Source organism: Stenotrophomonas rhizophila (genome assembly GCF_003651185.1).
GTDB lineage: Bacteria > Pseudomonadota > Gammaproteobacteria > Xanthomonadales > Xanthomonadaceae > Stenotrophomonas > Stenotrophomonas maltophilia_Z.
The window spans coordinates 664,450-686,986 of the sequence record NZ_RCDC01000004.1 but is presented as its reverse complement, the minus strand read 5'-3'; the positions used below and the strand labels follow the sequence as shown (position 1 = coordinate 686,986).

The window sequence follows — 22,537 nt, the reverse complement described above, 5'->3', positions numbered from 1 at the left end:
GCCATGGGTCAGTTCATTCCAATCGCCCTGGCTGTCGCTGGCACCGCCATGCAGCAGCAGGAAACCCAGAACGTCTTGCGCAAGCAGGACGAGGCCACGGCGCAGGGCCTGCTCAGCCAGTCCCGAAAGCAGCAGGACGTCGATCGCCGCGTCAACGACGAAATCTCCAACGTCGCAGCCAGTACCGCGCAGGACGAGCGCGCCCAGCGGCTGGGTCAGTACATGGAGACGCTGCGCCGTGGGCAGCGCCAGACCGACGGCAGCTTCGGCTCGCCGGTGGGCGGGACCGCGTTCCAGGCAGACAGCGCCGCGGCGCGTACCGGCGCGGCAGATAGCGCCCAGACGACCGCCGGCCTGATGTCGCGTATCGACGCCCCGCAGATGCAGCGGCAGGGCGAGGCGTTCGGCTACGGCAACCTCGCCACCGATATCGGCCTGGCCGCGCGCGAGAGCGCCGGGCAGCGCTACATCGACCAGCTGCGCCTGCGCCAGATTCGCCGGCGCCCGGAGGTTGACCTGATCGCTGGCGGCCTTACTGCTGCCGGCGGCGCCATGGCCGGCGGTGGTGGCATGGCCGGTGCAGCCTCTTCGCCGCAGCTCGGCGCCAACTACTACGGGGTCTACGACCCCATGACCATGGGGAGGGCGTAATGGCCGATCCGTACAGCGCTGGGCAGGTGCTCGGCAGCGCTCTCTTCGGGAACACCCGGGGCACGTACAACGACGAGCTTGGCCGGGCCTACAAGGTCGAACAGGCGCTGCAGCAGGCGCGCAAGTCGCGATCGGATGCGATTCTCGCCAACGATCTGAACGACCAGCGTTTCCAGATCACCCCAGAGCTGATGGCTCGTTACAGGGCTGGCGACGTTGACGCTACCAACCAGCTCATCACGGCTGGGATCAGGGGCAACGACAAGCTCGACTTCTCGACCCTGGGCGACATCGAGGGGGCGACCTACCGGCGCGATGCTGTGAATCGGGCCACCCTGGGTGATTGGGATGGCGCCAACGCGTCGATGCTCGGCGTGGCGAATGGCCCGCAGGAGCTGGCCGCAGTCCAAGGCCAGAACCTCATTCGAAACCAGTTCCGCGAGGGCGGGGGTGGTATCTCGACCACGGAGCAGGGCCGGGCCGGAATGGCTGCAGACGCTGCCCGTGCGGCGGCAAGCTACGCCAGTGCCAACAGCTCCAATGCATCCGCGGCGCGCACTCGGCAGGCGGCCGGCATCGACGCGGCGCAGTTCGGCATGCAGCGTACTGGACAGTGGAATCCCGGTGGCAAGGCGGCAGGCGGAACGCTTGGTGACAAGACACTTCCGGTGGGAGCGCTGAAGGAGCTGCTCGGCATTGAGGATGCTCTTGGCAGCACCGAAGTGCTGAACGACATCATCCAGAAGAATGCAGAGCGCATCAAAAATGGAACGCTGAAGGTTGGCCCTGCGGACACGCTTGGCGCCAACTTGCGCACTTCGCTGAACATGTCGACTGACGCCGACGTGGCTCGCAAGGAATGGCAAGCTGACCTGACCAAGATCGTCAACGAGTCGCTGCGGCTCAACAAGGGTGTTCAGACCGAAGGCGACGCGCAGCGTGCAGCAGAAGAGCTCATGGGGGCAAGCGACCAGAAGACGGTTGCATCTGCGCTTCAGCGTCTCTCCGGGTTCAACCGCCGGGCTGTCGAGTTGCAGCAGCGAAAGCAGGCTCTGATCAATGGGAACTACGGGCGGCAACCGACACTGGGCGAACCCTCGGTTGTTGCGCCGGTGCGCGCGCAGGGCTTGCCGGCTCAGGGCGGGGCGCCAGCGGCAGGAACGGTCCGCAATGGATACCGGTTCCGCGGCGGCAATCCCGCTGATCGCAACAGTTGGGAGAAGATTTAATGGCGGGTCCGATGCCTTGGGAGGAGTACCAGCAGGCCTCATCTGCGCCCGAGCTAGCTCGTGGCCAACGTGCGGCCGGGAACATAGACCTGACGAAGCGGCCGGTGGTGCGCAATCCGGATGGATCAATCTCCACTGTCCGCTCGATCTCCGCAAACTTCGATGGCAACGAGGTTCTAATCCCGACCGTTTCGGACGACGGCCGAATCCTGAGTGACGAGGATGCGATCGCCGCTTACCAGAAAACTGGGCGGAATCTCGGCGTCTTCGACACCCCCGAGAATGCAACCGCCTACGCGGAGAGTCTTCATAACCAGCAGGCTGACATGTACGCGGATGGCCCCTGGACCGAGTACCAGGACCAATCGATTCCCACGCTCGGCACGGTGAACGCCCTTCCACCAGACTTCTCCGGAGTCACCGCTACTGTCGATTCAACGGCGGACGGCCGGCAGGCGGATGGCTGGAAAGCAGGCAAGGTCCGCGACGCCATGTTCGGCCTGCGCTCGATCATCCAGGCGGGTGGAGGCCTGCTTGGCGCCGTCGGTGGCGATGCGCTCGGCGCCCTGGAAACGAAAGTAACAGGGCGTCCCGTTGCCAGCTTCCGCGACAATGCCGGCCGACTGGCCGACACCCTGGGTCTGCCTCAGGCACAGACGGCTGGCGACCGGGTGCTTGGCGATGTGGGTGAGGCTATCGCCGGCACCGGCCTGACTCTTGGCGCTGGTGCCGGCCTCAACGCTGGCCGTTCCGGTGCTTCGCTCGCAGCAAGCCAAGGGGCGCTGATCAATCCCGCGCGCGCGGCCGCTTCTCCGCTGCAGCAGGTGGCGGCCAACGCTCCCACTCTCGGCGGGCGGGCCGGCGACATTCTGACGGCACAGCCGGTACTGCAGGCGATCAGCGCTGGCGCCGGGGCGGGTGCGAGCGGAGCAGTGCGCGAGGGCGGTGGCGGCGCGGGGGCGCAGATCGCCGCCGGGCTGCTGGGTGGACTTGGGCCGTCCTTGGTCACGGCCGGCGCACCTGCGGCGCTGCGTGGCGCTCTGCGAGGGGGTGAGAGCAACCGCCAGCAGTTGGCGCAGGCCATTGACGATTTTGGGGTGCTCGGCGCTACGCCTTCGGTCGGGCAGGGCACGGGTGCCTGGTCCCGGCAGGGCGCTGAAACGCTGCTTGGCGCTGGGCCGACAAGCGCGGGCGTCATGGCGAGATTTGCCGATCGCCAGGCTGACGCTATCGGGTCCGGTCTGCAGCAGCAGGCGGATAGCCTGTTCCGGAATCCCAGTGCTGAACGCGCTGGTCGCGCGATCGAGCAGGGCATTCGCGGCGAGGGTGGCTTTATCCGCACCAGCCGCGAACGCGCCGACCAGCTCTACAATCGGCTGGACGGCCTGCTTCCGAACAACGAGCGCGTGGGCATCGACAACGTACGCGCCGCACTGGCCTCCCTGAACGAGGAAATCCCGGGCGCGCCCAGTGTTTCGCGCTTCTTCCAGAACGCTCGCCTCGAAGGTATCGAAAGCGCCCTGTCCAAGGATGCGGGCGGAATTGAAGGCGTGCTGTCGCGGCCGGGGATGCGCGCCCAGGTGGACCAAATGCGGGCCGACCTGACGGAGCAGGCACAGCTGCGGCGTGCAGAGCTTGCGCAGGAGACGAACGTACAGCGGCAGAATCTGGTGGCCGAAGCCGGCAACCAGCGCAATGCTCTGACGGCAGAGCAGGATCGCGTCCGCGATCGCATGGCCAGCATGATCGAGGGGCGGCGCGCGCAGCTGTATCAGGAGGCGGACGAGTTGCAGCTGGAGTTGCGGGCTCAGCAGCAGGCTGCCATTGCGGAAAACCAGCGCCGCGCCATGTTCCCCGAGACCAGCAAGACCCTCATGCCGGTCATCAGCGACGAGGAAATCGCCCGCCAGGTGCCTACCCGGTCAAGCATCGATGCCCGGTTGCCGACGCAGGCTGATATCGAGGCGCAGATGATGTCGCGGGCGGACCTCGACGCGCAGGTGATGTCGCCGCAGGCCATCGATCAGCGTGTGACGCCGGACTCGGCCATCAATCAACAGAACTTCGGCAGCGACTACGTGGAGAAGCAGGTCAACGATTACCTGACCAGCCAGATCGACGGGAAATTGCCTTACGAGGCACTGCGGAAGCTGCGGACGTTGGTCGGCGGGGAGCTGGAGAACACCTCGCTGGTGTCCGACGTGCCGCGCAGTAAGTGGAAGGCCGTGTATGCCGCGCTGAGCCAGGACATGGAGGCGGCGGCGACCACTCCAGAGGCCCGACAGGCTCTGGACCGCGCCAACCGCTACTTCAACGCGCGCGCCACTCGAATCGACGACATTGACCGCGTGATCGACCGCAACGGCGGTCCAGAGAAAATCTACCAGGCGGTCATGGGCGGGGTTAAAGATGGCGGGTCCACGCTGCGTTCGGTCATGCAGTCGCTGCCGGAAGAGGGGCAGAAGGCGGTCACTGCGGCGGCGCTGCGCCGCATGGGCCTGGCCAATCCGGGCGCCCAAGACGCCGCTGGTGATGCGTTCAGCGCCGCCACGTTCCTGACGAACTGGAACAAGACCAGCCCCGAAGCACGCCGGGCGCTGTTTGACCGCTACGGCCCCGGCTTCAGTCAGGACCTGGACAAGATTTCGAAGGTCGCTGAGCGGATCAAGGATGGCGGTAAAGCGTTGGCGAACCCATCCGGCACTGCGCGGCAGGGGTCCAACTTCGCCTACTGGGGCGGTCTTGGCGGTTCGATCATGACGGGGAACCTTGCGCCGGCGCTTTGGCTCGGTGCGGGCGGCGTTGGTTCCAATATTGCGGCGCGGCTTGTTACGAACCCGAGCTGGGTCAAGTGGCTTGCGAAGGCGACGGAACTGCCGATCGGAGCACTCCCGGCGCAGATCAATGTTTTGAAGCGAATCGCAACCGAGAAGGGCGACCAAGATATCGCTGAAGCTGCGGAACTACTGAGTCAGGCCCGAGAGCAGCAGCCAGCCCAAGGCGAAAACTGACACCGCGACCAGTGCGATGACGGCCCACCCGGCCCAGCCGAACAGCATGTCGTGCCACCAGCGCTTAGGCATCGAGCGCTCCAGGTTCAGTTCGGCCTGGTTGCGCGACACAAGGCGCTCGGCCTCGGGCGAAACGGTGTGCTTATCCCAGGGTGCGCTCATTTGCGTGTCTCCTTGCACATGTAGAGGTCGTATTGGCTCTCGTAGCGGCAGCCAACACCGCACTCGTATTCGCCCATTCCCAGCTCGTCAGTCTGTTCATCGGTCAAAGCGTTCTGGTGCTGCCGCAATGATCCGATCGCGGCAGACTGGCAGTCTTCGAAGGTTGAGAACCTACCGTAAATGGCCCGGTGCGCATCTTCAGCCGCCAGTGACTGTCCCGGCGGATAGACAAACGCGGTCCATACCTCTGGCTCACTCTTGCAGCCGGAAAAGAGGAGCGTCAACGCGATAGTGGCAATCAGGCGACAGGGCATGGCCGGCATCCTACCACCGGCCGCGCTGGGCGGCCGGTGGGTCACTCAGAGGTAATCCATCACGCCTTTCGGCTTCGGCCTAGATCCAGATGAACCGGAAAACGCGTCAGCAGCATTGAATGCACGCTCCGCCAGGCCGGCCAAGTCAGGGTTGTGGTTGTTCGCTATAGCGATAGCTGCAGCAGCCGTGAAGATGGCCTTGGCCAGCTCCCTTTCCTCTCGCGTAACGCTTTGATCGACTTCGCTCATCACCATCTCCTTGGTAGCCCCGGCCAATCCAGGGCCCAGAGCATCGTAGCCGATCCGAAAGTGGCGCCCGAAATGCTGGATGTTAAATCCAAGCTCAAAGTGTTCCACGATAGTTCATGGCAATGTTTCACGGTCACTGTTTCGTGACATCTGGTGATGCGGCATGAACCAGCCCGGTCCAGAGCGACACCGAGAGCCTAAGCGGTGTTAGCATTCGCTAATCGCCAGCAGGAGCTGGTTTCACCAAGGAGGAAGTGGCATGCGTGAAGTTATCGGTGGCCTGTAACAGTAGTTCTTAACTTTAACCATGCCACCCGCCTGACCGGCGGGTGGTTTTTTTTTGCTCAGGGGGTGGCTATGGAATGGCTTAAGGAATTGCTTGCGAGTGAGGCATTTCGCGGCGCAATGATTGGGCTTGGTGTGGTAGTGGCAATTCTGTCGGTGTTGACTTCCCGCAAAATTGCCAAGCGGAAGCAAGTTGCAGACATGTTGTTCGCAAGTCGCGGGGATGACAAGCTTCAGGTGGGGTGCCGGGTAGCCCGAGATCTCCATCAAGCCAAGAACAAGAATTTGCGCATGATGCTCGATGACCCGGAGCATACAAAAGAGACGAACGAAATCCTGTATGTGCTTAATCACTTCGAAACAGTAAGCGTCGGGATCAAGAACGACATCTACGATGAGAAGATGGTCAAAGATGCTTGGTGCACGATGATGTGCAACACGTTTGAGTACTCGAAGCCGCTTGTTGAAGCAATGCGAGGCAAGTACGGGAAGCCGACGATCTTCCAAGAGTACGAATTGCTCGTTGCCCGCTGGGCAACTAGCCAAGTAAAGCATCGGAAGACTTGGTAGTACGCATTCTCAACGGAGGATGGTGCTTAGTTCCCATCCTCCGTTGAAGCCCGGCCCAGCCCCGGCAGCATGGCCCCAACGAATACAGGGGCAGCCCAATGGCTGGAGCATCAACAACCGTACGGCTCTCCGCCAACTTCACGCTGGCAGAGCTGACCGTGACCAACTCGGGGCTGATCAACACCCCGAATGAGGCCGAGGTGGCGAGCCTACGAGCCTTGGCGGCCAAGATTCTGCAGCCGCTGCGGGATTCGCTGGGTAAGCCCGTCATCATCAACTCGGCGTTCCGGTCTGAGGCCGTGAACCGATCGGTGGGCGGCACGGCTACCAGCCAGCACCGCCTCGGCCAGGCTGCGGACATCCGCGTCGAGGGCATGAGCTCGAAGGAGCTGGCCCGAAAGATCGTGCTGCTCAACCTGCCATTCGACCAGGTGATCGAGGAGTTCGGCCGCTGGGCCCACGTCAGCTACGGTCCGCGCAACCGCCGGCAGCAGCTCACGGCAGTGAAGCAGGGTGGCAAGACGGTCTACCGCCAAGGTCTGGGGGCCTGATGAGCATGGAAGCCCAGCCGAGCCAGGACGGCCGCACCCGCATTTCGCTCGGCACGGTCGAGAAATGGATGGTCGGCTCGTTCGGGGCCGGAATCCTCCTCGGGTGCATCTGGCTGGTCACGTCGGTGCAGTCGATGCTGGCCCAGCAGCAGGTCACGAGTGAGCAGATCAGCGGCCTGCGACAGCAGCTGCAGGTCATGAACACCCAGCTGGCGGACGTGCCGGCGCTGAAGATCGAAATGGCGAAGATCGCCATCCAGACCGAACAGAACAAGCAGGACATCCGAGAGCTGAAGCAGCTCAGGGGGATCAAATGAAGCTGCAACTGATCGATGGGTGGCACCGCGCGTGGAAGCTGGCGTCGGTTTGGGTCTTCGGCCTCGTGACTGTGTTCCCCGACATCTACGACGCGATCGCCGCGATGGGCTGGATGGACGAGCTGCCCGAGCCTGCCAAGTGGTCGATCCGCGGCCTTGGCGCCTTGGGCGTTGTCGCGCGCGTGCTCAAGTCTCGGAGGAAGCCGCCATGCTGAGCCTCGATCCGCTTCGCCCGTACATCTGGGCCCTGAAGGCCGGAGCCGCCGTACTGGTGGTCTCGGTCGTGTTCGTCAGCGGCTGCCACAGGGGTGAGGACCGCCAGGCGGCAAAGGATCAGGGGCGCATCGACAACCTGGTCCGCGCGCGCGACGGCGCCCAAGCTGAGGCCGCCGAGAACCTGCGGGCGGCCAACGCCTGCGGCCAGCTCCTGAGTGACATCAACGACCAGACCCAGCGCTCGATCAACGACGCTGCCCGCGCCAAGTTGGCAGCGGAAGTGGCTGCCAGCCGGGCGGAGGCGGCAGCAGTTGCCGGCCAGCGCCGCGCCGCTGCCGCTGAGAAGGCGCTGCAGGACGCGAAGACCACGCCGGCGTGCCGGTCCCAACTGGAGGTGCAGCTGTGCGAATCCATTCCGTTGCTCTGATCGCCCTGGCGCTGCTCACCGGCTGCGCGCACAAGCCCGAGAAGCCCAAGCTTCCCGAGGTCGTGCACGTGTCCGTCGAGAAGCTCGTCCCGGTCGATGAGCGTCTGACCAAGCCCTGTCCGGCCAAGCGCGCCGCGTCGCGCACCGTCGAGGCCGTGGTCGCCGCCTACAACGCCAACATCGCGACCCTTGAGGACTGCGATGGCCGCATGTCCGAGATTCGCGCGCTGGGGAAGTAATGCCCAAGGTCCGCGTCCCGCTCCACCAGAACCCGCGCAATTTCGCCACGGTCGACACTGAGGCGACCAATGGCGCGCAGGTGGGAAGGAACCTGTACGGGCCCGACGGGCAACTGCTGACCGCGGCGCAGGTGATAAACCCTGCTGGAGGGTTATCTGGCGGCAGCTCCTCCATTGGCGCCACTGTGTGGAAGCTGATCCGCGAGGTGCCGACCAATATCAAGAATCTGGCGGCGCTGATCGGCATGGGGTTCGTGACTCGATCGGATGACGGCGAGTTCCACACTCGGACGATTCAGCAGGGGACCGGCGTCCAGGTCACCAATGGCGACGGTGCCACGGGTAATCCGGCGGTCGGCCTGAGCACGGAAGCGCTTGAGTCGCTGGCGCTGGCCGACAGTGCCGTTCAGCAGATCATCGAAGGCGAGGGCGTGGAGGTAGACTCGTCCGACCCGCAGCGCCCGATCATTTCGACAGACTCAACGGCCTTTCTATACCCCCAGCTCTTCAGTCAGGCCGGGGAGGCGCTGACCGACCAGCAGGGAAGGCCGCTTCGCCAGAACACGCCATCCATACCCTACGAGTACCTCACCGGCCCGGGCACTGGCTTCCTCCAGCGGGACGCATCGGGCGTGTGGTCGCTGTCCACGCTCAACGCCTTGCCGCCGATGACGCTGGTCGTGGCCAACGCGCTCACTGGCGTGGCCGACTTCCAGATGGTGGCGATCACCGACCTGGCCGGCGGGCGCGAGCCTTGCTGGTACGACTCGACCGTGGCCAGCGGCACGAAATGGCGCCGCTTCTCTGACCGGAGCATCGCGAACTGATGGCCCTCGACCCCTCGATCTCGATCATCCGCGGCCTGCAGGCGTCGGTGGGCCTCAACGGCCTGACGGTCAGCGTTTCCCCCGGCATGTGCTACGTGCCTGGGACTGGCCGTGTGCTGAGCGATGGCACCGCCTCTGTGACGCTGAGCAGCCCGACAGCCAACACGTTCTATCACCTGTATGCCTACGACATGGGCGGCGGCCTGATGGGGCTGGAGGCTTCCACGATCGGCCCAGATGCTCCGTACCTTGGCACCGCTCGGTGCAAGACTGGCGATCCGACGCGGCGCTACCTGATCAGCGGCCGGACCAACGCCAGCTCCGTGCTGCGCCCCGGCAAGCACACCCGGCCGTCCGAGATGGGGAACCGGGTGATGCTGGACGCAGCGACGGCCGCGGGCAGCGTGCCGATCATGCTGCTCTCGGGGCTGGTGGCCACCACGGCCCAGACGATTGACCTGTCCGCAGTGCTGCCGGTGACGGCCAATCGGGCCATCGTCCAGGTGCTGAATCCTACGAACTTCACCCTCTACACCTCCCGGTCCGACGTGGGCGCGCCATCGGCCACCAACTTCCAGTACGCGGCAGTGCCTGGCTCCTCGCCGGTTCTCGACATCACGCTCGACGCCAACCGGCAGTTCACCGTCTTGCTGAACGCCTCTCTCCCCCTCATCGGCCCGATCTTGGGCCTGCTGACTGGCTCGGCGTCGATCGCGCTGGTCGGCTACGACTTCGATAGGTGATACACCATGGCCAAGTACGCTGATTTCCCCGCCGCAACAACTGTCGGTAGTGCTGATCTGCTCCAAATCGTCCAGGCAGGCGTCGACAAGAAAGCAACTGCGGGGCAGATCGCTGCGCTTGCTGGAGGGGGCGGCAGCGATCGCCGCGCTGTCACGGCCCTTGCCATCGCATCGGGCGTGGTCAACATCGACTGTGCGCTGGGCGACTACTTCACATTGTCGCTGACCGCCAACGTCACCAGCATCACGTTCTCCAATCTCCCTGCATCAGGCATCGGTGCAGCACTGTCGATCCGCATTCGGCAGGACGCGACTGGTGCGCGGACAGTTGCGCTGCCCAGCAGCTTCAAGGCGATCACCGGCAGCGACACGGCGGTTCAGGCCGCGGCGAACGCCTACACCCAGCTGATCGTCACCAGCCATGACCAGGGAGCGCGCTGGGCCTACAGCATGAAGGGGGTCGCAGCGTGAGCATCATCGCGGCCCTGGCGGTTCAGATGGCAGATGCGCCTGCCCCGTCCCTGACCTTCGATCAGACGGTAGTGGCACTCTCCCCATGGGCGTACTGGAAGTTGGAGGAAACCACCCCAGCAAGTGGAGCTGCTGCTCCGGACGCGTCAGGGAACGCGCGAAACGGGACGTATGAAGGAAGCGCCGCGAATGGAGCCGGCGTGTTCGCGGCCAGGCCGAGGTCGGCGGCATTGCGCGGCAGCACCCAGATCCGGACGCCAGGCCTGCGCATCACGGCTGACGTGGGGCAGTCTGGGTTCCTGTCCGTCAACCTGGTAGACGCTACTGGCATCAAGATGCTGATCTCCGCCGATGAGTCCGGTGCCCGTCGTTGGCAGCTGCGCCACAACGGGTCTGCATTGGAATTCGTTGGGATCATGCCTTCGGTTTTCACGGTGACCGCCCCGGCAGTGTTCACGGTTGGCCAGCCCGCCATGGTCGGGTTCGTATACGACCCCTCTCTGGCAGCGGCAGATGGTCGGCTGAAGCTGTATGTGAACGGCTCAGTGGTTGCCCAATCCACGACGGCTGTGACGTTGACGCCGATTGCGGCCACCTTTGGGTGGATTGGTGCGCGATCCGGCAATGACTATCTGATGGGCAACGTGAACAGCGCCATGCTCTTCAACAAAGCGATCTCGGCCGCCGAGGTTGCAGCTATGTGGACCGCCCGCGACCGGCCCTGACGAGATTTGCGTCACATCCACTGAGACGGCTGGGGGATAGAGTCATGGCATGGACGCCCCAGACACCCCCGAACCCGAAGACCGCCCGGACCCCACCAAGATGGCGCCGGGCTATTCCCACCTGCTGCTTCATGACACCCGCACGCCCGAGGAAAAGCTGGCCGCGTCGCTGAAAGAGTCAGCCAGGCGCTCGGGCAGGGGGCGCTCGAAGTGGTGGGAGAAGGGGAGCTGAGCGCCCAAAGAAAAGGCCCCGCGTGAGCGAGGCCTGATCGAATTGCGGAGCGGTTCGTTTATTGCGGAGCGAAAACCACCGCTCGAAAACCCCGCAAACCATTGGTGCCGAAGGTGGGACTCGAACCCACACGCTTTTAAGGGCGGCGGATTTTGAGTCCGCTGCGTCTACCGATTCCGCCACTTCGGCTGGCTGGCCGCGTAGTGTATACAAGATGTCGGCATTTGTGCAGACCTGAATGCTTAAGTTCCTGTCAGGGTTTCACCTACGCAGGACGCTATACTCATCGCGCTGAACCATACAGGGAGTCGTCATGAGCGCGCTGCAGGATCTTCGGGTGCTGGTGGTGGAGAACGACGAAATGAGTGCCGCCCTGCTGCAGATGCAGTTGGTGCAGTCCGGCGCGGTGGTGGTGGGGCTGGCGGCGTCGGTATCCGAGGCGCTGCGGCTGCTCGGCGAGACCCAGCCACACGTGGTGCTGCTGGATTACCGCCTGGCCAACAATGAAACCAGTGAAGCGGTTGCTGCGGCGTTGGCCGCGCGCCAGATTCCCTTCGTGCTGGCCACCGGCATGGCGACCGAGCATCTGCCCGAGGCCTTCCGGGCAGGCATCATCCTGACCAAGCCCTACCTGACGGCCGAGTTGAATGCCGCGCTGGGGCGGGCACGGATAGGCGATTCGGTCGCCGGCTGAGCAGCGTTCACGCCGCTTCGGCGTGCGCCAGTGTTACCGGCTCGCGATCGTCCAGGATCCGGTACAGCGCAGCGAGGTCGCGGGGGTCCGGGTTCAACCAGGCATCCAGATGTTCGCGCCGGATCGGCACGATGCAACGGTCGTGGCCGGTGCGTGCCACATCGGCCGGTGGCGCGTCGGTGATCGCGGCAAACGACAGCAGGCGGCCTTCCGGTCCTTCCCACGCCGACCACAGGCAGGCGATCAACAGATCGCGCGGTGGCTGCGGGCTGAATTCCAGCACCACGTTCTCGGCTTTCTCGCCGGGTGAGAGCGGGCGCTGCTCCAGTGCATGCCGCGGCACGTGCTCGTAGAACGATTGCACCACCACCACGCCATGCTGGTGGCCGAACGCGGATTTCCAGTACGCCTCCAGGCTGTCGCGGCGCGCGTTGTAGGTGCCCGGATACAGCACGTCGTTGCGCGCGGGCTTGTCCGGCAGCCGGCATTGGTAGCGCATCGGCTTGATCACGCGCTGGCCCTGCTCGGACACGATCACCGGCGCGTAGACGCCGGGGAAAATGCGGCTGTCGCGCGGTACCAGGCCGGCACGCTGCAGATCGGACAGGCGCGTCTGCGCACGTTCAATCCGATTGCCAGCCACGCGCAGTTCATTGCGCGCCTTCTGCGTGGGACGGTCGGCCAGGTGTTCTTCGGCCGCCTTCAGCCGGGCGCTCTGCAGGCGCACCTCCTCATCCAGCGCCTGCATCTCCTCGGCATGCCATTGCTGTATCCGCGCCACGATCTGCTGGCCCTGCGCGGTGCGCGCGCCGGCGAAGCCATCGTCCATCGCCTTGGGGGTTTTCGGGCGTTGCTTGCCGGCGTCATGGGCATACAGCTGGGCGAACTCGTCCAGGGACAGCATGGCGCCGTACTCACGGACCAGCTTGGTGTAATCGGCGCGGATCTGGGCGGAATAGCACATGGCGGCATAACAGGGTGGGCAGGGGGACAGGATAGGCCGGTGGGTCGCACATGCTGCGAATACGTTCGGGCATGCTGAGCGTCCATTCATTGCCGGACCGGTCTCATGTTGCTGCCTGCTGGTGTTCATTGCATTCCCCTGGCGCCGAGCGTGGAGGAATACCGCGCGCTGCGGGTGCTGGCCGGCCTGAGTCCGAAAACGGCCGATGCGGCGGCGCGTGGCCTGCCCAACACGGTCTTCGGTGTGAGCCTGCGCGAGGGCGACCGGTTGCTGGCGATGGGGCGGCTCATCGGCGACGGCGGCTGCTTCCTGCAGGTGGTGGATATCGCCGTGGTCCCGGACCGCCAGGGTCAGGGCCTGGGCAAGGCGGTGATGGCCGAGCTCGATGCCTGGCTGCACGCCAATGCCCAAGGTGCCTATGTGAGCCTGATCGCCGATGGCCAGGCGCACCGGCTGTATGCGCAGTTCGGTTTCAGCGTGACCGCGCCGCGCTCGGTGGGCATGGCGAAGGTGGTGGCGTAGGCCCATAAACAAACAGCCCCGACCGAGGTCAGGGCTGTCTGTTTGAAGCTGGCGTCCCCACGGGGATTCGAACCCCGGTCGCCACCGTGAAAGGGTGATGTCCTAGGCCTCTAGACGATGGGGACGCGTTAAACCGAATTTTGGCTTCTATCGGACGGCCTGTGTCCGGAGAAGTGGTGGAGCCAGGCGGGATCGAACCGCCGACCTCCTGCATGCCATGCAGGCGCTCTCCCAGCTGAGCTATGGCCCCACAGTTGTGCTGCGAGCCGCCTATCATAGCGGCGGTCTTGCCGAATGGGAAGGGGCTCGTCAAACAAAAAGCCCCGACCGAGGTCAGGGCTGTCTGTTTGAAGCTGGCGTCCCCACGGGGATTCGAACCCCGGTCGCCACCGTGAAAGGGTGATGTCCTAGGCCTCTAGACGATGGGGACGCGTTAAACCGAATTTTGGCTTCTATCGGACGGCCTGTGTCCGGAGAAGTGGTGGAGCCAGGCGGGATCGAACCGCCGACCTCCTGCATGCCATGCAGGCGCTCTCCCAGCTGAGCTATGGCCCCACGTTGTACCGCGAGCCGCCTAGTGTATCTGCCTGTTCACGTTTGTGGAAGCCTTTCGGGCATCCGCATCGCAACCGCAGTAGGCGGTGAACAAAAAGACCCGGCATGCCGGGCCTCGGTGTTCTTCTGATGAGTGGCGTCCCCACGGGGATTCGAACCCCGGTCGCCACCGTGAAAGGGTGATGTCCTAGGCCTCTAGACGATGGGGACGCATAAACTCATCAAATTGTTCAGCACACCCGAACGGCCTAAGGTCCGGAGTGGTGGAGCCAGGCGGGATCGAACCGCCGACCTCCTGCATGCCATGCAGGCGCTCTCCCAGCTGAGCTATGGCCCCACGATGCTGGAGGCGGAATTCTACGCGGCCGTGAAGCATTCGCCAAGTCTTTTTTCTGAAATACCGAAGAAAGAATGCACGCAGGCATCCATCTGCAGAGGCCGACGTCTGCGTGGGCGAGCGCATCAACACGCACGCGATATAACAGGCGGCCAATGCCGAGTGTTGATCGATGCGTGAGAAACAAAAAGCCCCGACCGAAGTCAGGGCTGTTTGTTTGAAACTGGCGTCCCCACGGGGATTCGAACCCCGGTCGCCACCGTGAAAGGGTGATGTCCTAGGCCTCTAGACGATGGGGACGCACGAAAACTTCAAATTTTGTCACTGCAATCTGATCGGCCTAATGATCGGATTGGTGGAGCCAGGCGGGATCGAACCGCCGACCTCCTGCATGCCATGCAGGCGCTCTCCCAGCTGAGCTATGGCCCCACGTCGTGAGGAGCGAAATCATAGCGACGACGTTTTCGATTGGCAAGAAAAAAGTGAAGAAATATCGTCATGCAATCCGTTGTCACTCGCCGGGCAGTCGTTGATGGCGAAGCCGTAGTGCATTGCTGATCACCGAGACCGAACTCAGGCTCATCGCCACCGCCGCCAACATCGGCGACATCACGATGCCCAGCGGATACAGCACGCCGGCCGCCACGGGAATGCCGAGGCCGTTGTAGAGAAACGCAAAGCCCAGGTTCTGCCGCATGTTGCGCACGCTCGCGGTGGACAGCTGGCGCGCACGCAGGATGCCGCGCAGATCGCCTTTGACCAGCGTGACCTGTGCGCTCGACATCGCCACATCGGTGCCGTTGCCCATCGCGATACCAACGTCCGCACTTGCCAACGCCGGCGCGTCGTTGATGCCGTCGCCGGCCATCGCCACCTTGCGGCCCTGTGCCTGCAGCGAACGGATCAAGGCGGCCTTGTCGGCGGGGCGCATCTCACCGTGGACGTCATCCAGGCCGAGTTCCCGCGCGACGGCCTTCGCGGTGGCCGCGCCGTCGCCGGTGGCCATGACGATGCGCAGGCCATCGCGGTGCAGCTGCACGATGGCTTCGGCGGTGGAGGCCTTGATCGGGTCAGCCACCGCGAGCACGCCCCCAAGCTGGCCATCGACGGCGAGGTACATCACGCTGGCGGCGGTGCTGCGCAAGCGCTCGGCATCTTCGCGCAGCGCCTCCAGTGCGACACCGTGTTCGTCCATCAACGCGGTATTGCCAAGCAGCAGCCGCCTGCCGTCCACCACGCCGTGCACACCCATGCCGGTCAGGGAATCGAAATCGTCCACGCTGGCCAGCGGCATCCTGCGCGCGTGCGCTTCGGCCACGATCGCAGCCGCCAACGGATGCTCGCTGCCTTGGTCCAGGCTGGCCGCCCACTGCAGGATCTGGGCGGCAGCGAAGGGCGCCACCGCCCGCACGTCGCGGAATGCTGGCTTGCCCTCGGTCAACGTACCGGTCTTGTCGACCACCAGCGTGTCGATCTGGCGCAGTGCCTCGATCGCCTCGGCATCGCGGAACAGCACGCCGTGCTGCGCGGCGCGACCGGTGGCGACCATGATCGTCATCGGTGTGGCCAACCCCAATGCGCACGGGCAGGCGATGATCAGCACCGCGACCGCGCTCAGTACCGCATGTGTCCATGAGGGCGCCGGACCGAACAGCCCCCAGCCGAAGAACGTCAGCACCGCCACCGACAACACCACCAGTACGAACCAGTACGCGACGGTGTCGGCCATGCGCTGCATGGGGGCACGTGAGCGCTGCGCCTGCGCCACCAGCTGCACGATCTGCGCCAGCATGCTGTCATCGCCAAGGCGATCGGCGCGCACGACCAGGCTGCCAGTGCCGTTGAGTGTCGCGCCGATCACCGTGTCGCCCACGGCCTTGGCCACCGGCACCGGCTCACCGGTGAGCATCGATTCATCGATGGAGGAGCGGCCTTCGACGACCGTGCCATCCACGGGCACCTTCTCACCGGGGCGCACGCGCACGCGGTCGCCGGGCTGCAGCGCGGTAATGTCGACGTCTTCCTCGCGGCCATCCCCGCGCAGCACGCGCGCGGTCTTCGGTGCCAGGCCGAGCAGCGCCTTGATCGCGGCAGAGGTCTTCGCCCGTGCGCGCAGCTCCATCAACTGGCCGAGCAGCGTGAGCGAGATGATCATCGCCGCCGCCTCGAAGTAGACGCCGACATGTCCATGCTGCTGGAACGACGGCGGAAACAGACCGGGCGCGACGGTGGCTACCACGCTGTAGCCGTAGGCCGCCAGTACGCCCGTCCCGATCAGGGTCCACATGTTCGGGCTGCGGTTGCCGATCGACTGCGCCCAGCGCTGCAGGAACGGCCAACCGGCCCAGAGCACCACCGGCGTCGCCAGGGCCAGCTCGATCCACACCCTCAGATCGGGCGCGAGGCCGTGCAGCACGGGTGTCATCGCCAGCATCGCCAGGGCCATCGTCGCCACACTCAGCGGCAGGCTCCACCAGAAGCGGCGACGGAAGTCGATCAACTCGGGATTCTCGCCCTCATCCAGGCTGGGCATCTTCGGCTCCAGCGCCATGCCGCACAGCGGGCAGGTGCCGGGGCCTTCCTGCACGATCTCCGGGTGCATGGGGCAGGTGTACAGCGTGCCGGTGGGGGCCGGGTCGCCGATGTGTGATGCCGGTTCCAGATAGCGCTGGGGGTCGGCGATGAACTTTCGCCGGCAGCCATCGCTGCAGAAGTGGTAGTCGCTGCCGTCATGGCGGGCATGGTGGGCCGTGGCGGCCGGGTCGACGGTCATGCCGCAGACCGGGTCGGTGGAAGGGCCGTCGTCCGCACGGGAGACCTTGCTGTGGCCGTGGCTGGCGTTCATTGGCGTGACTCGGTCAACGCGGTCAGGATCGGGCACTGTTGCTGATCGCCATGCCCGGGGCAGGCATCGACCAGCTGCTTGAGCGCGCCGTGCATCCGCTGCAGTTCGCTGATGCGCTGTTCGATGTCGGTGAGCTTGTTCACCGCACTGTCGCGGATCTGCGCCATGTCCTGGCCACGCTGATCGCTGAAGGCCAGCAGATCGGCGATTTCATCCAGGCTGAAACCCAGTGCCTTGGCGCGGCGGATGAACTGCAGGCGGGTCAGGTCGCTCTCGCTGAAGACCCGGTAGCCGCCGGCGCTGCGCCGTGCGGTGGGCAGCAGCTGCTGCCGTTCGTAGTAGCGCACCGTGTCGATGGGCACGCCGGCCTGGCGCGCGAGCTGTCCAATGTTCATGAGCACCTCGTGGATGACGCTCCATTCTGAACCTTGGAGTCTGCTCCAGAGTCAAGCCGAAACCCCACTGGAAATTCAGTTGGCGTGAAATTTACAACTAGTTGCATGGTCGTTCTCCCGGGACGCCCGTAGCCTCAGGCGATCTTATGTATCGACCTGTTCTGCCCGGCCCCACGCCGGCAGGCACTGTCCCAGGAGAAGGGCCATGGACGCACCCCGCAACACGTTGCAGCCGGACCGCCGGCCGGACACGCCGACCCTGATGGAAGTCGCCGTGGTGGAATTCCCCGGCAGCCTGCGTGCCGCCGCGCCCGTACTGTCCGAGCTGGCGCAGCGCTGCAACCGCACCGTGGCGGCCGGGCGCCGCACCGGCCCACGCATGCTGGTCACGCGCTGGACGATGTCCGCCCGTGGCATGCAGCGGGTCGCGGGGGCGGAGCTGTTCGGCGAGGCCCTGCCTGCGATCATTGTCGTGCCAGGCAGCGAATCGAGCTGGACCATGGCGCCGCCGGACGAGCGCCTGCTGGCCTGGGTGCGGGAATGTCATGATGGCTGCAGCCTGCTCGCCGGCTGCGACGAGGGCGGGCTGCTGCTGGCTGCCGCCGGCGTGCTGGCCGGGCGCTCGGTCAGCGTTCCCGATCCCGCGCGCTGTCCGGCGCTGCGTACGATGGTGCCCAGCTGGCTGCCCAGCGAGCGCACGCTGGTCGATGACGGTGACCTGCTGACCGCAGCAGGCCAGGAGGCCTGGAAGTACCTCAGCCTGCGCCTGCTGGCACGGGTGTACGGGCAGGGTGTGATGAACACCGTCATCCAGCAGCTGCAACTGGTGATCCCGCGCACCGAACTGGATGATCTGGAACGTTTCAGCCCGAATTTCGCCCACGGCGACCGCTGCATCCTCAAGGCACAGCGCTGGCTGCACGGTATCGCCGCACGCGGCGTGGGGCTGGACGACATCTGCGCACAGGCCGGTCTGGAGCCGCGGACGCTGCAGCGACGGTTCCTGAAAGCCACCGGCATGCGTCCGATCGAGTACTGCCAGCGCCTGCGCATCGCCAAGGCGCAGTTGCTGCTGCAGGCGGGCGGGGTCGTGGACGAGGTGGCGTGTGCGGTGGGCTATTCCGACCAGAGTGCGTTCCGGCGGTTGTTCCTGCGCATCGTCGGGCTGACGCCGGCACGCTATCGCCGCCAGCTGGCGGCGCAGCAGCGCGAGCATGCAGCAGTACGACCGGTCGGCCGAGGGGTCGAGGCGATCCGTTCGGTGGCCTGAATCGCGCGGTACCGGCACGCTTGATCCATTGATGCCTTGCTGGGACCATGCGGGCGGGCCCGATGCAACAGCCGTCGCAGTTGGTGTGTCCCGGGCGACGGCGGAGAGAAGCAATGATCAGCAGTGTAGGCCCGGTACCGCTTGCGGTCGTGTGGGTGTTGGTGGGTCTGGGCATGGCGATGCTGGTGGCCAGTGTGGTGCGTGCCCCGGCAATCGAGGGCGCACCGCGTCCGCGATCGGTGGTGGTGGACATGCTGCTGCTGGGCCTGCTCGCCGGGCGGGCAGGTTTCGTGATCTGGCATGCAGCCGACTATGTGGCCGATCCCTGGGCAGTGCTGCGTATCGGCGATGGCGGGTTTGTGCTGTGGCCGGCACTGCTGGTCGGGCTGGGGTGGGGCGGGTGGCGCCTGCGTCGCTGGCCCACACTGCGCCGCCCCGTGGCTGCCGCTGCGCTGGCAGGCCTTCTCGGTTGGGCCGTGCTGTCCACCGGCGCCGGCTGGCTGCAGCAATCGCGGGTGTCATTGCCTGCGATCACCCTGACATCGCTGCAGGGCGCGCCCGTCGCGCTTGACGAGGCCCGGGGCGAGCCGGTGGTGATCAACCTCTGGGCGAGCTGGTGCGGCCCCTGCCGCCGCGAGATGCCGGTACTGGCACGCGCACAGCAGCGCCATCCTGATATCCGCTTCCTGTTCGTCAACCAGGGCGAAACGCGCGACGAAGTGGATGCCTTCATGGCGGCCGAACACCTGTCGCTGCGCAATGTGCTGCTCGACGAAGAAGCACGTGTTGCCGAACGGCTGCAGGTACATGCGTATCCGACTACCCTGTTCTTCGATGGGCAGGGCCGGCTGCGGCACCTGCACCTGGGCGAGCTGACGGCCGCCGGCCTGCAATCCAAGCTCGACGACCTGTAAGGGTCGCGGGTCGTTTATTCCATGAATCCAGGAGTCTCCATGACGTTGAAATCCTCGCGCACGCTGATCACCGCGCTGTCCGCCGCGCTGCTGATCGCACTGGCCGGCTGCAGCCAGGCGCAGACGCCGAAGGCCCCGGCAGAGAAGGCCGGCGGTGAACGGCCGGCGGTGCTGAAGGGCATCGAAAAGCATGGGTTCGAGGTGATCGGCGAGTTCGACGCACCCGGCGGCCTGCGCGGTTTCGCCGGTGTGGTCGGTGGCCAACAACCGGCGGCGGCGTATGTGACGGCTGATGGGAAGAACGTCGTGGTGGGCAGTCTGTTCGATGCCAACGGCGAGGATGTGGGCGCCGCGCCGCTGGAGAAGCTGGTGGCCAAGCCGATGTCCGAGCGCTCGTGGAAGAAGCTCGACGAGAGTGCGTGGGTGCGTGACGGCAAGGCCGACGCGCCGCGCGTCGTCTATACCTTCAGCGATGCGAACTGCCCGTACTGCCACCGCTTCTGGGAGGCCGCGCGGCCGTGGGTGGACGCGGGCAAGGTGCAGCTGCGCCACGTGATGGTCGGTGTGATCCGCGAAGACAGCCCTGCCAAGGCGGCTGCCATCCTCACCGCGCCCAACCCCAGCGCTGCGCTGCTGGAGAACGAGCGCCTGTTCGACAAGGGCGGTATCAAGCCGGCAGCGTCGTTGACGGCGGAGGTCGCCAACAAGCTCGATGCCAATCAGGTGCTGATGATCGAGCTCGGATTCCAGGGCACACCGGGCATTTTGTTCAAGGACGCCCAGGGAATGGTGCAGCGCCGTTCCGGCATGCCGCAGGGGGATGATATGACCGTGGTGCTCGGCCCGCGCTGAGCACTGGCGACCGTAGTGTCACAGCGCGCCGGGCATTGCCCGGCGCGCTGCGTTTGGGCGGCCGGATATCCGCCTGGTAGTGGGTGACGTCACACGCTGTCGCATTCGGCTTGATTTGGATCAAGGCTGAAATCGCCTGCGTCGCTACGCTGCCCTGCATGCGCTATCTCCTGGATTTCCCCGCACAAAGCGGACGCGTGGCCGCCCAGTCAGAAAACTGCCTGAGAACGTTCACGGGGTTCTCACTTTGCGATTGGTACTCAGAGCGCTGGCTGCCGCGCGTCAACGCGGCGGTCATCAGGGATGAGGGGATCCCGTGCGAGCGTACCCATGCAGGCGATGTGGCCGATGGCGTGACCGCCACCGGACCGCGCGTCGGCAGAGGTCGCCCGCATTGCAGTGCCGGGCTGCGTGCTCACCACCTGCGACGTTCTGGTCGTCAGCCGGTGTGGACCCGCGGGACTGTGTACGGCTCAAGGAGGACGTGATGCGCTTGGCTGTGTTGACGGTCTCATGCGTGGCAGCCTTGGCTGCGGCGCCGGTATATGCGCAGGATTCGGCTGCCGCGTTGCGGCAGGACATCCAGACGCTGCGGCAGGCGCTGGAACAGATGGAAGCGCGCCTGCAGGCCATCGAATCCGGCAAACCTCCGCCCGCGTCACCGACGGTCACGGCGGCGCCTGCGCCGAGCACGGGCTCACGTCCTGCACCCTCGCCAGCGCCCTTGACCGCCCAGGCACAGGTGCCCGGCATGGGCCAGGCCATCCTCCCGCAACGCGACTCCGTTGCGGATCCGTCCACCGCCGCATCCCGCCCGGACAGCGCCGCTGGCCCGACCGATCCCGAGCTGAAAGGCTTCTTCGCGATCCCCAACACCGACACCCTGATCCGCATCGGCGGCTACGCCAAGCTCGATGCGATCGCTGATTCACGCGCGGCCGGCGACCAGGAGCAGTTCATTACCTCCTCGATCCCCGTCGGCAGTGCGCACCGGGATGTCTCCAACTTCACCCTGCACGCCAAGCAGACCCGCTTCAGCTTTGAAGCGCGGCGGCCGACCACCCATGGCAACCTGCGCTTCTATCTGGAGAACGACTTCTTCGGCAGCAGCGACAGCTATCAGTTCCGCCTGCGCCATGCTTACGGGCAGCTCGGCAATACCTACGCCGGCTATGGCTATTCGACCTTCATGGATGCCGACAGCCTGCCCGATACGCTGGATTTCGCCGGGCCGGGTGGGGCGGGCTACCTGCTGGTGGCCGGCATCCACCACAGCTTCGCGATGGGCAAGGGCAACACGCTGACCGTGGCTGCCGAAGATCCCGATACCCAGTTGAGCACCCCCGCCGAGGGGATCATGCCGGTCGATCAACTGCCGGATGTCACCGTTACCGCCCGCATGGAGCGCGACTGGGGCCATCTGCAGCTGGGCGCGGTCGCCCGCAGCCTGGGCTACGACGGCGATGCAGGGGATGGCCGCCGTTTCGCCGGTGGCCTGCAACTCAGTGGCTCGGCCGCGGTGGGCGAGCAGGACCTGCTGCTGTTCGGGATGCTCGGTGGCAAGGGCCTGGCCCGCTATACAGCCGACCTGACCGGCTCGGGCATGGATGCGGTGGTGACCGCCGATGGCCGCCTGCAGGCGCTGTCGCTGTACGGCGGCTTCGTCGGGTACACGCACTACTGGTCGCCGCTATGGCGTTCGAACCTGATCTACGGCCAGCTCACCAGCGGGCGCAACGCGGCACTGGCTGCCGATGCGTTCCGCCAGAGCCGCTATGGCGTCTTCAACCTGCTCTGGAGTCCGGCACCGTCCTGGACGATGGGCATGGAACTGCTCTACGGACAACTGGAACAGCAAAGCGGGCAACGCGGCGACACGATGCGGCTGCAGGGCAGCCTGCAATACAACTTCATCAAGTAACTCCCACCGCCCGGCACGACCGGGTCCCTGCCTGGCAAAGGAGCAAACG

The 22,537-nt window shown here is 65.3% G+C and carries 26 protein-coding genes and 9 tRNA genes; 20 read left to right on the top strand and 15 right to left on the bottom strand.

Annotated elements, in window-relative coordinates:
* The first annotated feature begins 3 nt into the window (after nucleotides 1-3).
* From BCL79_RS03010 to BCL79_RS20375, 3 genes are all read left to right on the top strand, one after another.
* Entirely contained in the window at nucleotides 4-651 is a 648-nt protein-coding gene (locus BCL79_RS03010) for a hypothetical protein (RefSeq protein WP_121037196.1), read from the top strand.
* Nucleotides 651-1,880, top strand: a complete 1,230-nt coding sequence (locus tag BCL79_RS03005) for a hypothetical protein (protein ID WP_121037194.1) — start codon at nucleotides 651-653, stop codon at nucleotides 1,878-1,880. Before BCL79_RS03010 ends, BCL79_RS03005 begins: the two co-directional genes overlap by 1 nt.
* A gap of 104 nt (nucleotides 1,881-1,984) precedes the next feature.
* Entirely contained in the window at nucleotides 1,985-4,891 is a 2,907-nt protein-coding gene (locus BCL79_RS20375; protein ID WP_220668893.1) for a hypothetical protein, read from the top strand.
* Here BCL79_RS20375 and BCL79_RS02995 read toward each other — a convergent pair.
* Genes BCL79_RS02995 through BCL79_RS02985 form a run of 3 tightly spaced genes read right to left on the bottom strand, consistent with a single transcriptional unit; the run spans nucleotide 4,844 to nucleotide 5,724 of the window.
* A complete protein-coding gene (locus tag BCL79_RS02995) occupies nucleotides 4,844-5,053 on the bottom strand; it encodes a hypothetical protein (protein ID WP_121037192.1) in 210 nt (69 codons plus the stop codon). The genes BCL79_RS20375 and BCL79_RS02995 overlap by 48 nt on opposite strands.
* Nucleotides 5,050-5,367, bottom strand: coding sequence for a hypothetical protein (locus tag BCL79_RS02990; protein ID WP_147433839.1), 318 nt, complete (start codon nucleotides 5,365-5,367; stop codon nucleotides 5,050-5,052). The genes BCL79_RS02995 and BCL79_RS02990 overlap by 4 nt, the downstream gene beginning before the upstream one ends.
* A 45-nt stretch (nucleotides 5,368-5,412) precedes the next feature.
* Entirely contained in the window at nucleotides 5,413-5,724 is a 312-nt protein-coding gene (locus tag BCL79_RS02985; protein ID WP_121037188.1) for a hypothetical protein, read from the bottom strand.
* A 249-nt stretch (nucleotides 5,725-5,973) separates the two neighbouring features.
* On the opposite strand from BCL79_RS02985, the gene BCL79_RS02980 reads away from it, so the two are divergent.
* The 11 genes from BCL79_RS02980 (at nucleotide 5,974) to BCL79_RS02930 (ending at nucleotide 11,219) form a co-directional block, all read left to right on the top strand.
* Nucleotides 5,974-6,471: a DUF4760 domain-containing protein gene (locus BCL79_RS02980; RefSeq protein WP_121037185.1), complete on the top strand. Its 498-nt coding sequence runs from the start codon at nucleotides 5,974-5,976 to the stop codon at nucleotides 6,469-6,471.
* Between the two features lie 98 nt (nucleotides 6,472-6,569).
* A complete protein-coding gene (locus BCL79_RS02975) occupies nucleotides 6,570-7,022 on the top strand; it encodes a D-Ala-D-Ala carboxypeptidase family metallohydrolase (protein ID WP_121037183.1) in 453 nt (150 codons plus the stop codon).
* Nucleotides 7,022-7,339 (top strand): hypothetical protein, encoded by a 318-nt coding sequence (locus tag BCL79_RS02970; RefSeq protein ID WP_121037181.1) that lies wholly within the window; start codon nucleotides 7,022-7,024, stop codon nucleotides 7,337-7,339. The genes BCL79_RS02975 and BCL79_RS02970 overlap by 1 nt, the downstream gene beginning before the upstream one ends.
* Complete coding sequence (locus BCL79_RS02965) at nucleotides 7,336-7,554, top strand: hypothetical protein (protein WP_121037179.1); 219 nt, start codon at nucleotides 7,336-7,338, stop codon at nucleotides 7,552-7,554. The genes BCL79_RS02970 and BCL79_RS02965 overlap by 4 nt, the downstream gene beginning before the upstream one ends.
* Nucleotides 7,548-7,982, top strand: coding sequence for a hypothetical protein (locus BCL79_RS02960; RefSeq protein WP_121037177.1), 435 nt, complete (start codon nucleotides 7,548-7,550; stop codon nucleotides 7,980-7,982). The genes BCL79_RS02965 and BCL79_RS02960 overlap by 7 nt, the downstream gene beginning before the upstream one ends.
* Nucleotides 7,958-8,221: an Rz1-like lysis system protein LysC gene (lysC, locus tag BCL79_RS02955; protein ID WP_121037175.1), complete on the top strand. Its 264-nt coding sequence runs from the start codon at nucleotides 7,958-7,960 to the stop codon at nucleotides 8,219-8,221. The genes BCL79_RS02960 and lysC overlap by 25 nt, the downstream gene beginning before the upstream one ends.
* Entirely contained in the window at nucleotides 8,221-9,048 is an 828-nt protein-coding gene (locus tag BCL79_RS02950; RefSeq protein ID WP_121037173.1) for a hypothetical protein, read from the top strand. Before lysC ends, BCL79_RS02950 begins: the two co-directional genes overlap by 1 nt.
* Nucleotides 9,048-9,791 (top strand): hypothetical protein, encoded by a 744-nt coding sequence (locus BCL79_RS02945; protein ID WP_121037171.1) that lies wholly within the window; start codon nucleotides 9,048-9,050, stop codon nucleotides 9,789-9,791. The genes BCL79_RS02950 and BCL79_RS02945 overlap by 1 nt, the downstream gene beginning before the upstream one ends.
* 6 nt (nucleotides 9,792-9,797) lie before the next feature.
* Nucleotides 9,798-10,262 carry a hypothetical protein gene (locus BCL79_RS02940; RefSeq protein WP_121037168.1) on the top strand — a complete coding sequence of 155 codons (465 nt, stop codon included), beginning with the start codon at nucleotides 9,798-9,800 and terminating at the stop codon, nucleotides 10,260-10,262.
* Nucleotides 10,259-10,987 carry a LamG-like jellyroll fold domain-containing protein gene (locus BCL79_RS02935; RefSeq protein ID WP_121037166.1) on the top strand — a complete coding sequence of 243 codons (729 nt, stop codon included), beginning with the start codon at nucleotides 10,259-10,261 and terminating at the stop codon, nucleotides 10,985-10,987. Before BCL79_RS02940 ends, BCL79_RS02935 begins: the two co-directional genes overlap by 4 nt.
* Nucleotides 10,988-11,036: 49 nt before the next feature.
* The gene (locus tag BCL79_RS02930; protein ID WP_121037164.1) at nucleotides 11,037-11,219 is read left to right on the top strand and encodes a hypothetical protein; all 183 of its coding nucleotides are present in this window, start codon (nucleotides 11,037-11,039) and stop codon (nucleotides 11,217-11,219) included.
* 102 nt (nucleotides 11,220-11,321) lie between these two features.
* On the opposite strand, the gene BCL79_RS02925 is transcribed toward BCL79_RS02930, so the two are convergent.
* Nucleotides 11,322-11,408, bottom strand: a tRNA-Leu gene (locus BCL79_RS02925).
* Between the two features lie 124 nt (nucleotides 11,409-11,532).
* Between BCL79_RS02925 and BCL79_RS02920 the strand changes: the two genes are divergently transcribed.
* Nucleotides 11,533-11,913, top strand: a complete 381-nt coding sequence (locus BCL79_RS02920; protein ID WP_121037162.1) for a response regulator — start codon at nucleotides 11,533-11,535, stop codon at nucleotides 11,911-11,913.
* A 7-nt stretch (nucleotides 11,914-11,920) separates the two neighbouring features.
* Here BCL79_RS02920 and BCL79_RS02915 read toward each other — a convergent pair whose 3' ends face one another.
* Nucleotides 11,921-12,877: an SOS response-associated peptidase family protein gene (locus BCL79_RS02915; RefSeq protein ID WP_121037160.1), complete on the bottom strand. Its 957-nt coding sequence runs from the start codon at nucleotides 12,875-12,877 to the stop codon at nucleotides 11,921-11,923.
* A 105-nt stretch (nucleotides 12,878-12,982) separates the two neighbouring features.
* On the opposite strand from BCL79_RS02915, the gene BCL79_RS02910 reads away from it, so the two are divergent.
* Complete coding sequence (locus BCL79_RS02910; protein ID WP_121037158.1) at nucleotides 12,983-13,399, top strand: GNAT family N-acetyltransferase; 417 nt, start codon at nucleotides 12,983-12,985, stop codon at nucleotides 13,397-13,399.
* Between the two features lie 49 nt (nucleotides 13,400-13,448).
* Here the strand turns inward: BCL79_RS02910 and BCL79_RS02905 are convergent.
* From BCL79_RS02905 to BCL79_RS02860, 10 genes are all read right to left on the bottom strand, one after another.
* Nucleotides 13,449-13,524 (bottom strand) — tRNA-Glu (locus tag BCL79_RS02905).
* A gap of 49 nt (nucleotides 13,525-13,573) precedes the next feature.
* Nucleotides 13,574-13,649, bottom strand: a tRNA-Ala gene (locus BCL79_RS02900).
* Nucleotides 13,650-13,753: 104 nt separating this feature from the next.
* Nucleotides 13,754-13,829, bottom strand: a tRNA-Glu gene (locus BCL79_RS02895).
* 49 nt (nucleotides 13,830-13,878) lie between these two features.
* Nucleotides 13,879-13,954: transfer RNA gene (locus BCL79_RS02890), tRNA-Ala, on the bottom strand.
* Nucleotides 13,955-14,088: 134 nt separating this feature from the next.
* Nucleotides 14,089-14,164, bottom strand: a tRNA-Glu gene (locus BCL79_RS02885).
* Between the two features lie 51 nt (nucleotides 14,165-14,215).
* Nucleotides 14,216-14,291: transfer RNA gene (locus BCL79_RS02880), tRNA-Ala, on the bottom strand.
* 224 nt (nucleotides 14,292-14,515) lie between these two features.
* Nucleotides 14,516-14,591, bottom strand: a tRNA-Glu gene (locus BCL79_RS02875).
* Between the two features lie 53 nt (nucleotides 14,592-14,644).
* Nucleotides 14,645-14,720: transfer RNA gene (locus tag BCL79_RS02870), tRNA-Ala, on the bottom strand.
* Between the two features lie 82 nt (nucleotides 14,721-14,802).
* A complete protein-coding gene (locus tag BCL79_RS02865; protein WP_428999439.1) occupies nucleotides 14,803-17,064 on the bottom strand; it encodes a heavy metal translocating P-type ATPase in 2,262 nt (753 codons plus the stop codon).
* Between the two features lie 68 nt (nucleotides 17,065-17,132).
* Nucleotides 17,133-17,531: a heavy metal-responsive transcriptional regulator gene (locus tag BCL79_RS02860; RefSeq protein ID WP_121037154.1), complete on the bottom strand. Its 399-nt coding sequence runs from the start codon at nucleotides 17,529-17,531 to the stop codon at nucleotides 17,133-17,135.
* Between the two features lie 205 nt (nucleotides 17,532-17,736).
* Here BCL79_RS02860 and BCL79_RS02855 point away from each other — a divergent pair, with 205 nt between their 5' ends.
* The 4 genes from BCL79_RS02855 to BCL79_RS02840 all read left to right on the top strand — a co-directional run bounded on the left by BCL79_RS02855 (nucleotide 17,737) and on the right by BCL79_RS02840 (nucleotide 22,488).
* Entirely contained in the window at nucleotides 17,737-18,801 is a 1,065-nt protein-coding gene (locus BCL79_RS02855; RefSeq protein WP_121037152.1) for a helix-turn-helix domain-containing protein, read from the top strand.
* Between the two features lie 113 nt (nucleotides 18,802-18,914).
* The gene (locus BCL79_RS02850; RefSeq protein ID WP_121037150.1) at nucleotides 18,915-19,715 is read left to right on the top strand and encodes a TlpA disulfide reductase family protein; all 801 of its coding nucleotides are present in this window, start codon (nucleotides 18,915-18,917) and stop codon (nucleotides 19,713-19,715) included.
* A 39-nt stretch (nucleotides 19,716-19,754) separates the two neighbouring features.
* The gene (gene dsbG / locus BCL79_RS02845) at nucleotides 19,755-20,567 is read left to right on the top strand and encodes a thiol:disulfide interchange protein DsbG (protein WP_121037148.1); all 813 of its coding nucleotides are present in this window, start codon (nucleotides 19,755-19,757) and stop codon (nucleotides 20,565-20,567) included.
* A 487-nt stretch (nucleotides 20,568-21,054) separates the two neighbouring features.
* On the top strand, nucleotides 21,055-22,488 hold the full coding sequence (locus BCL79_RS02840; protein ID WP_121037146.1) for a DcaP family trimeric outer membrane transporter: 1,434 nt from the start codon (nucleotides 21,055-21,057) through the stop codon (nucleotides 22,486-22,488).
* The last annotated feature ends 49 nt before the right edge of the window (nucleotides 22,489-22,537 follow it).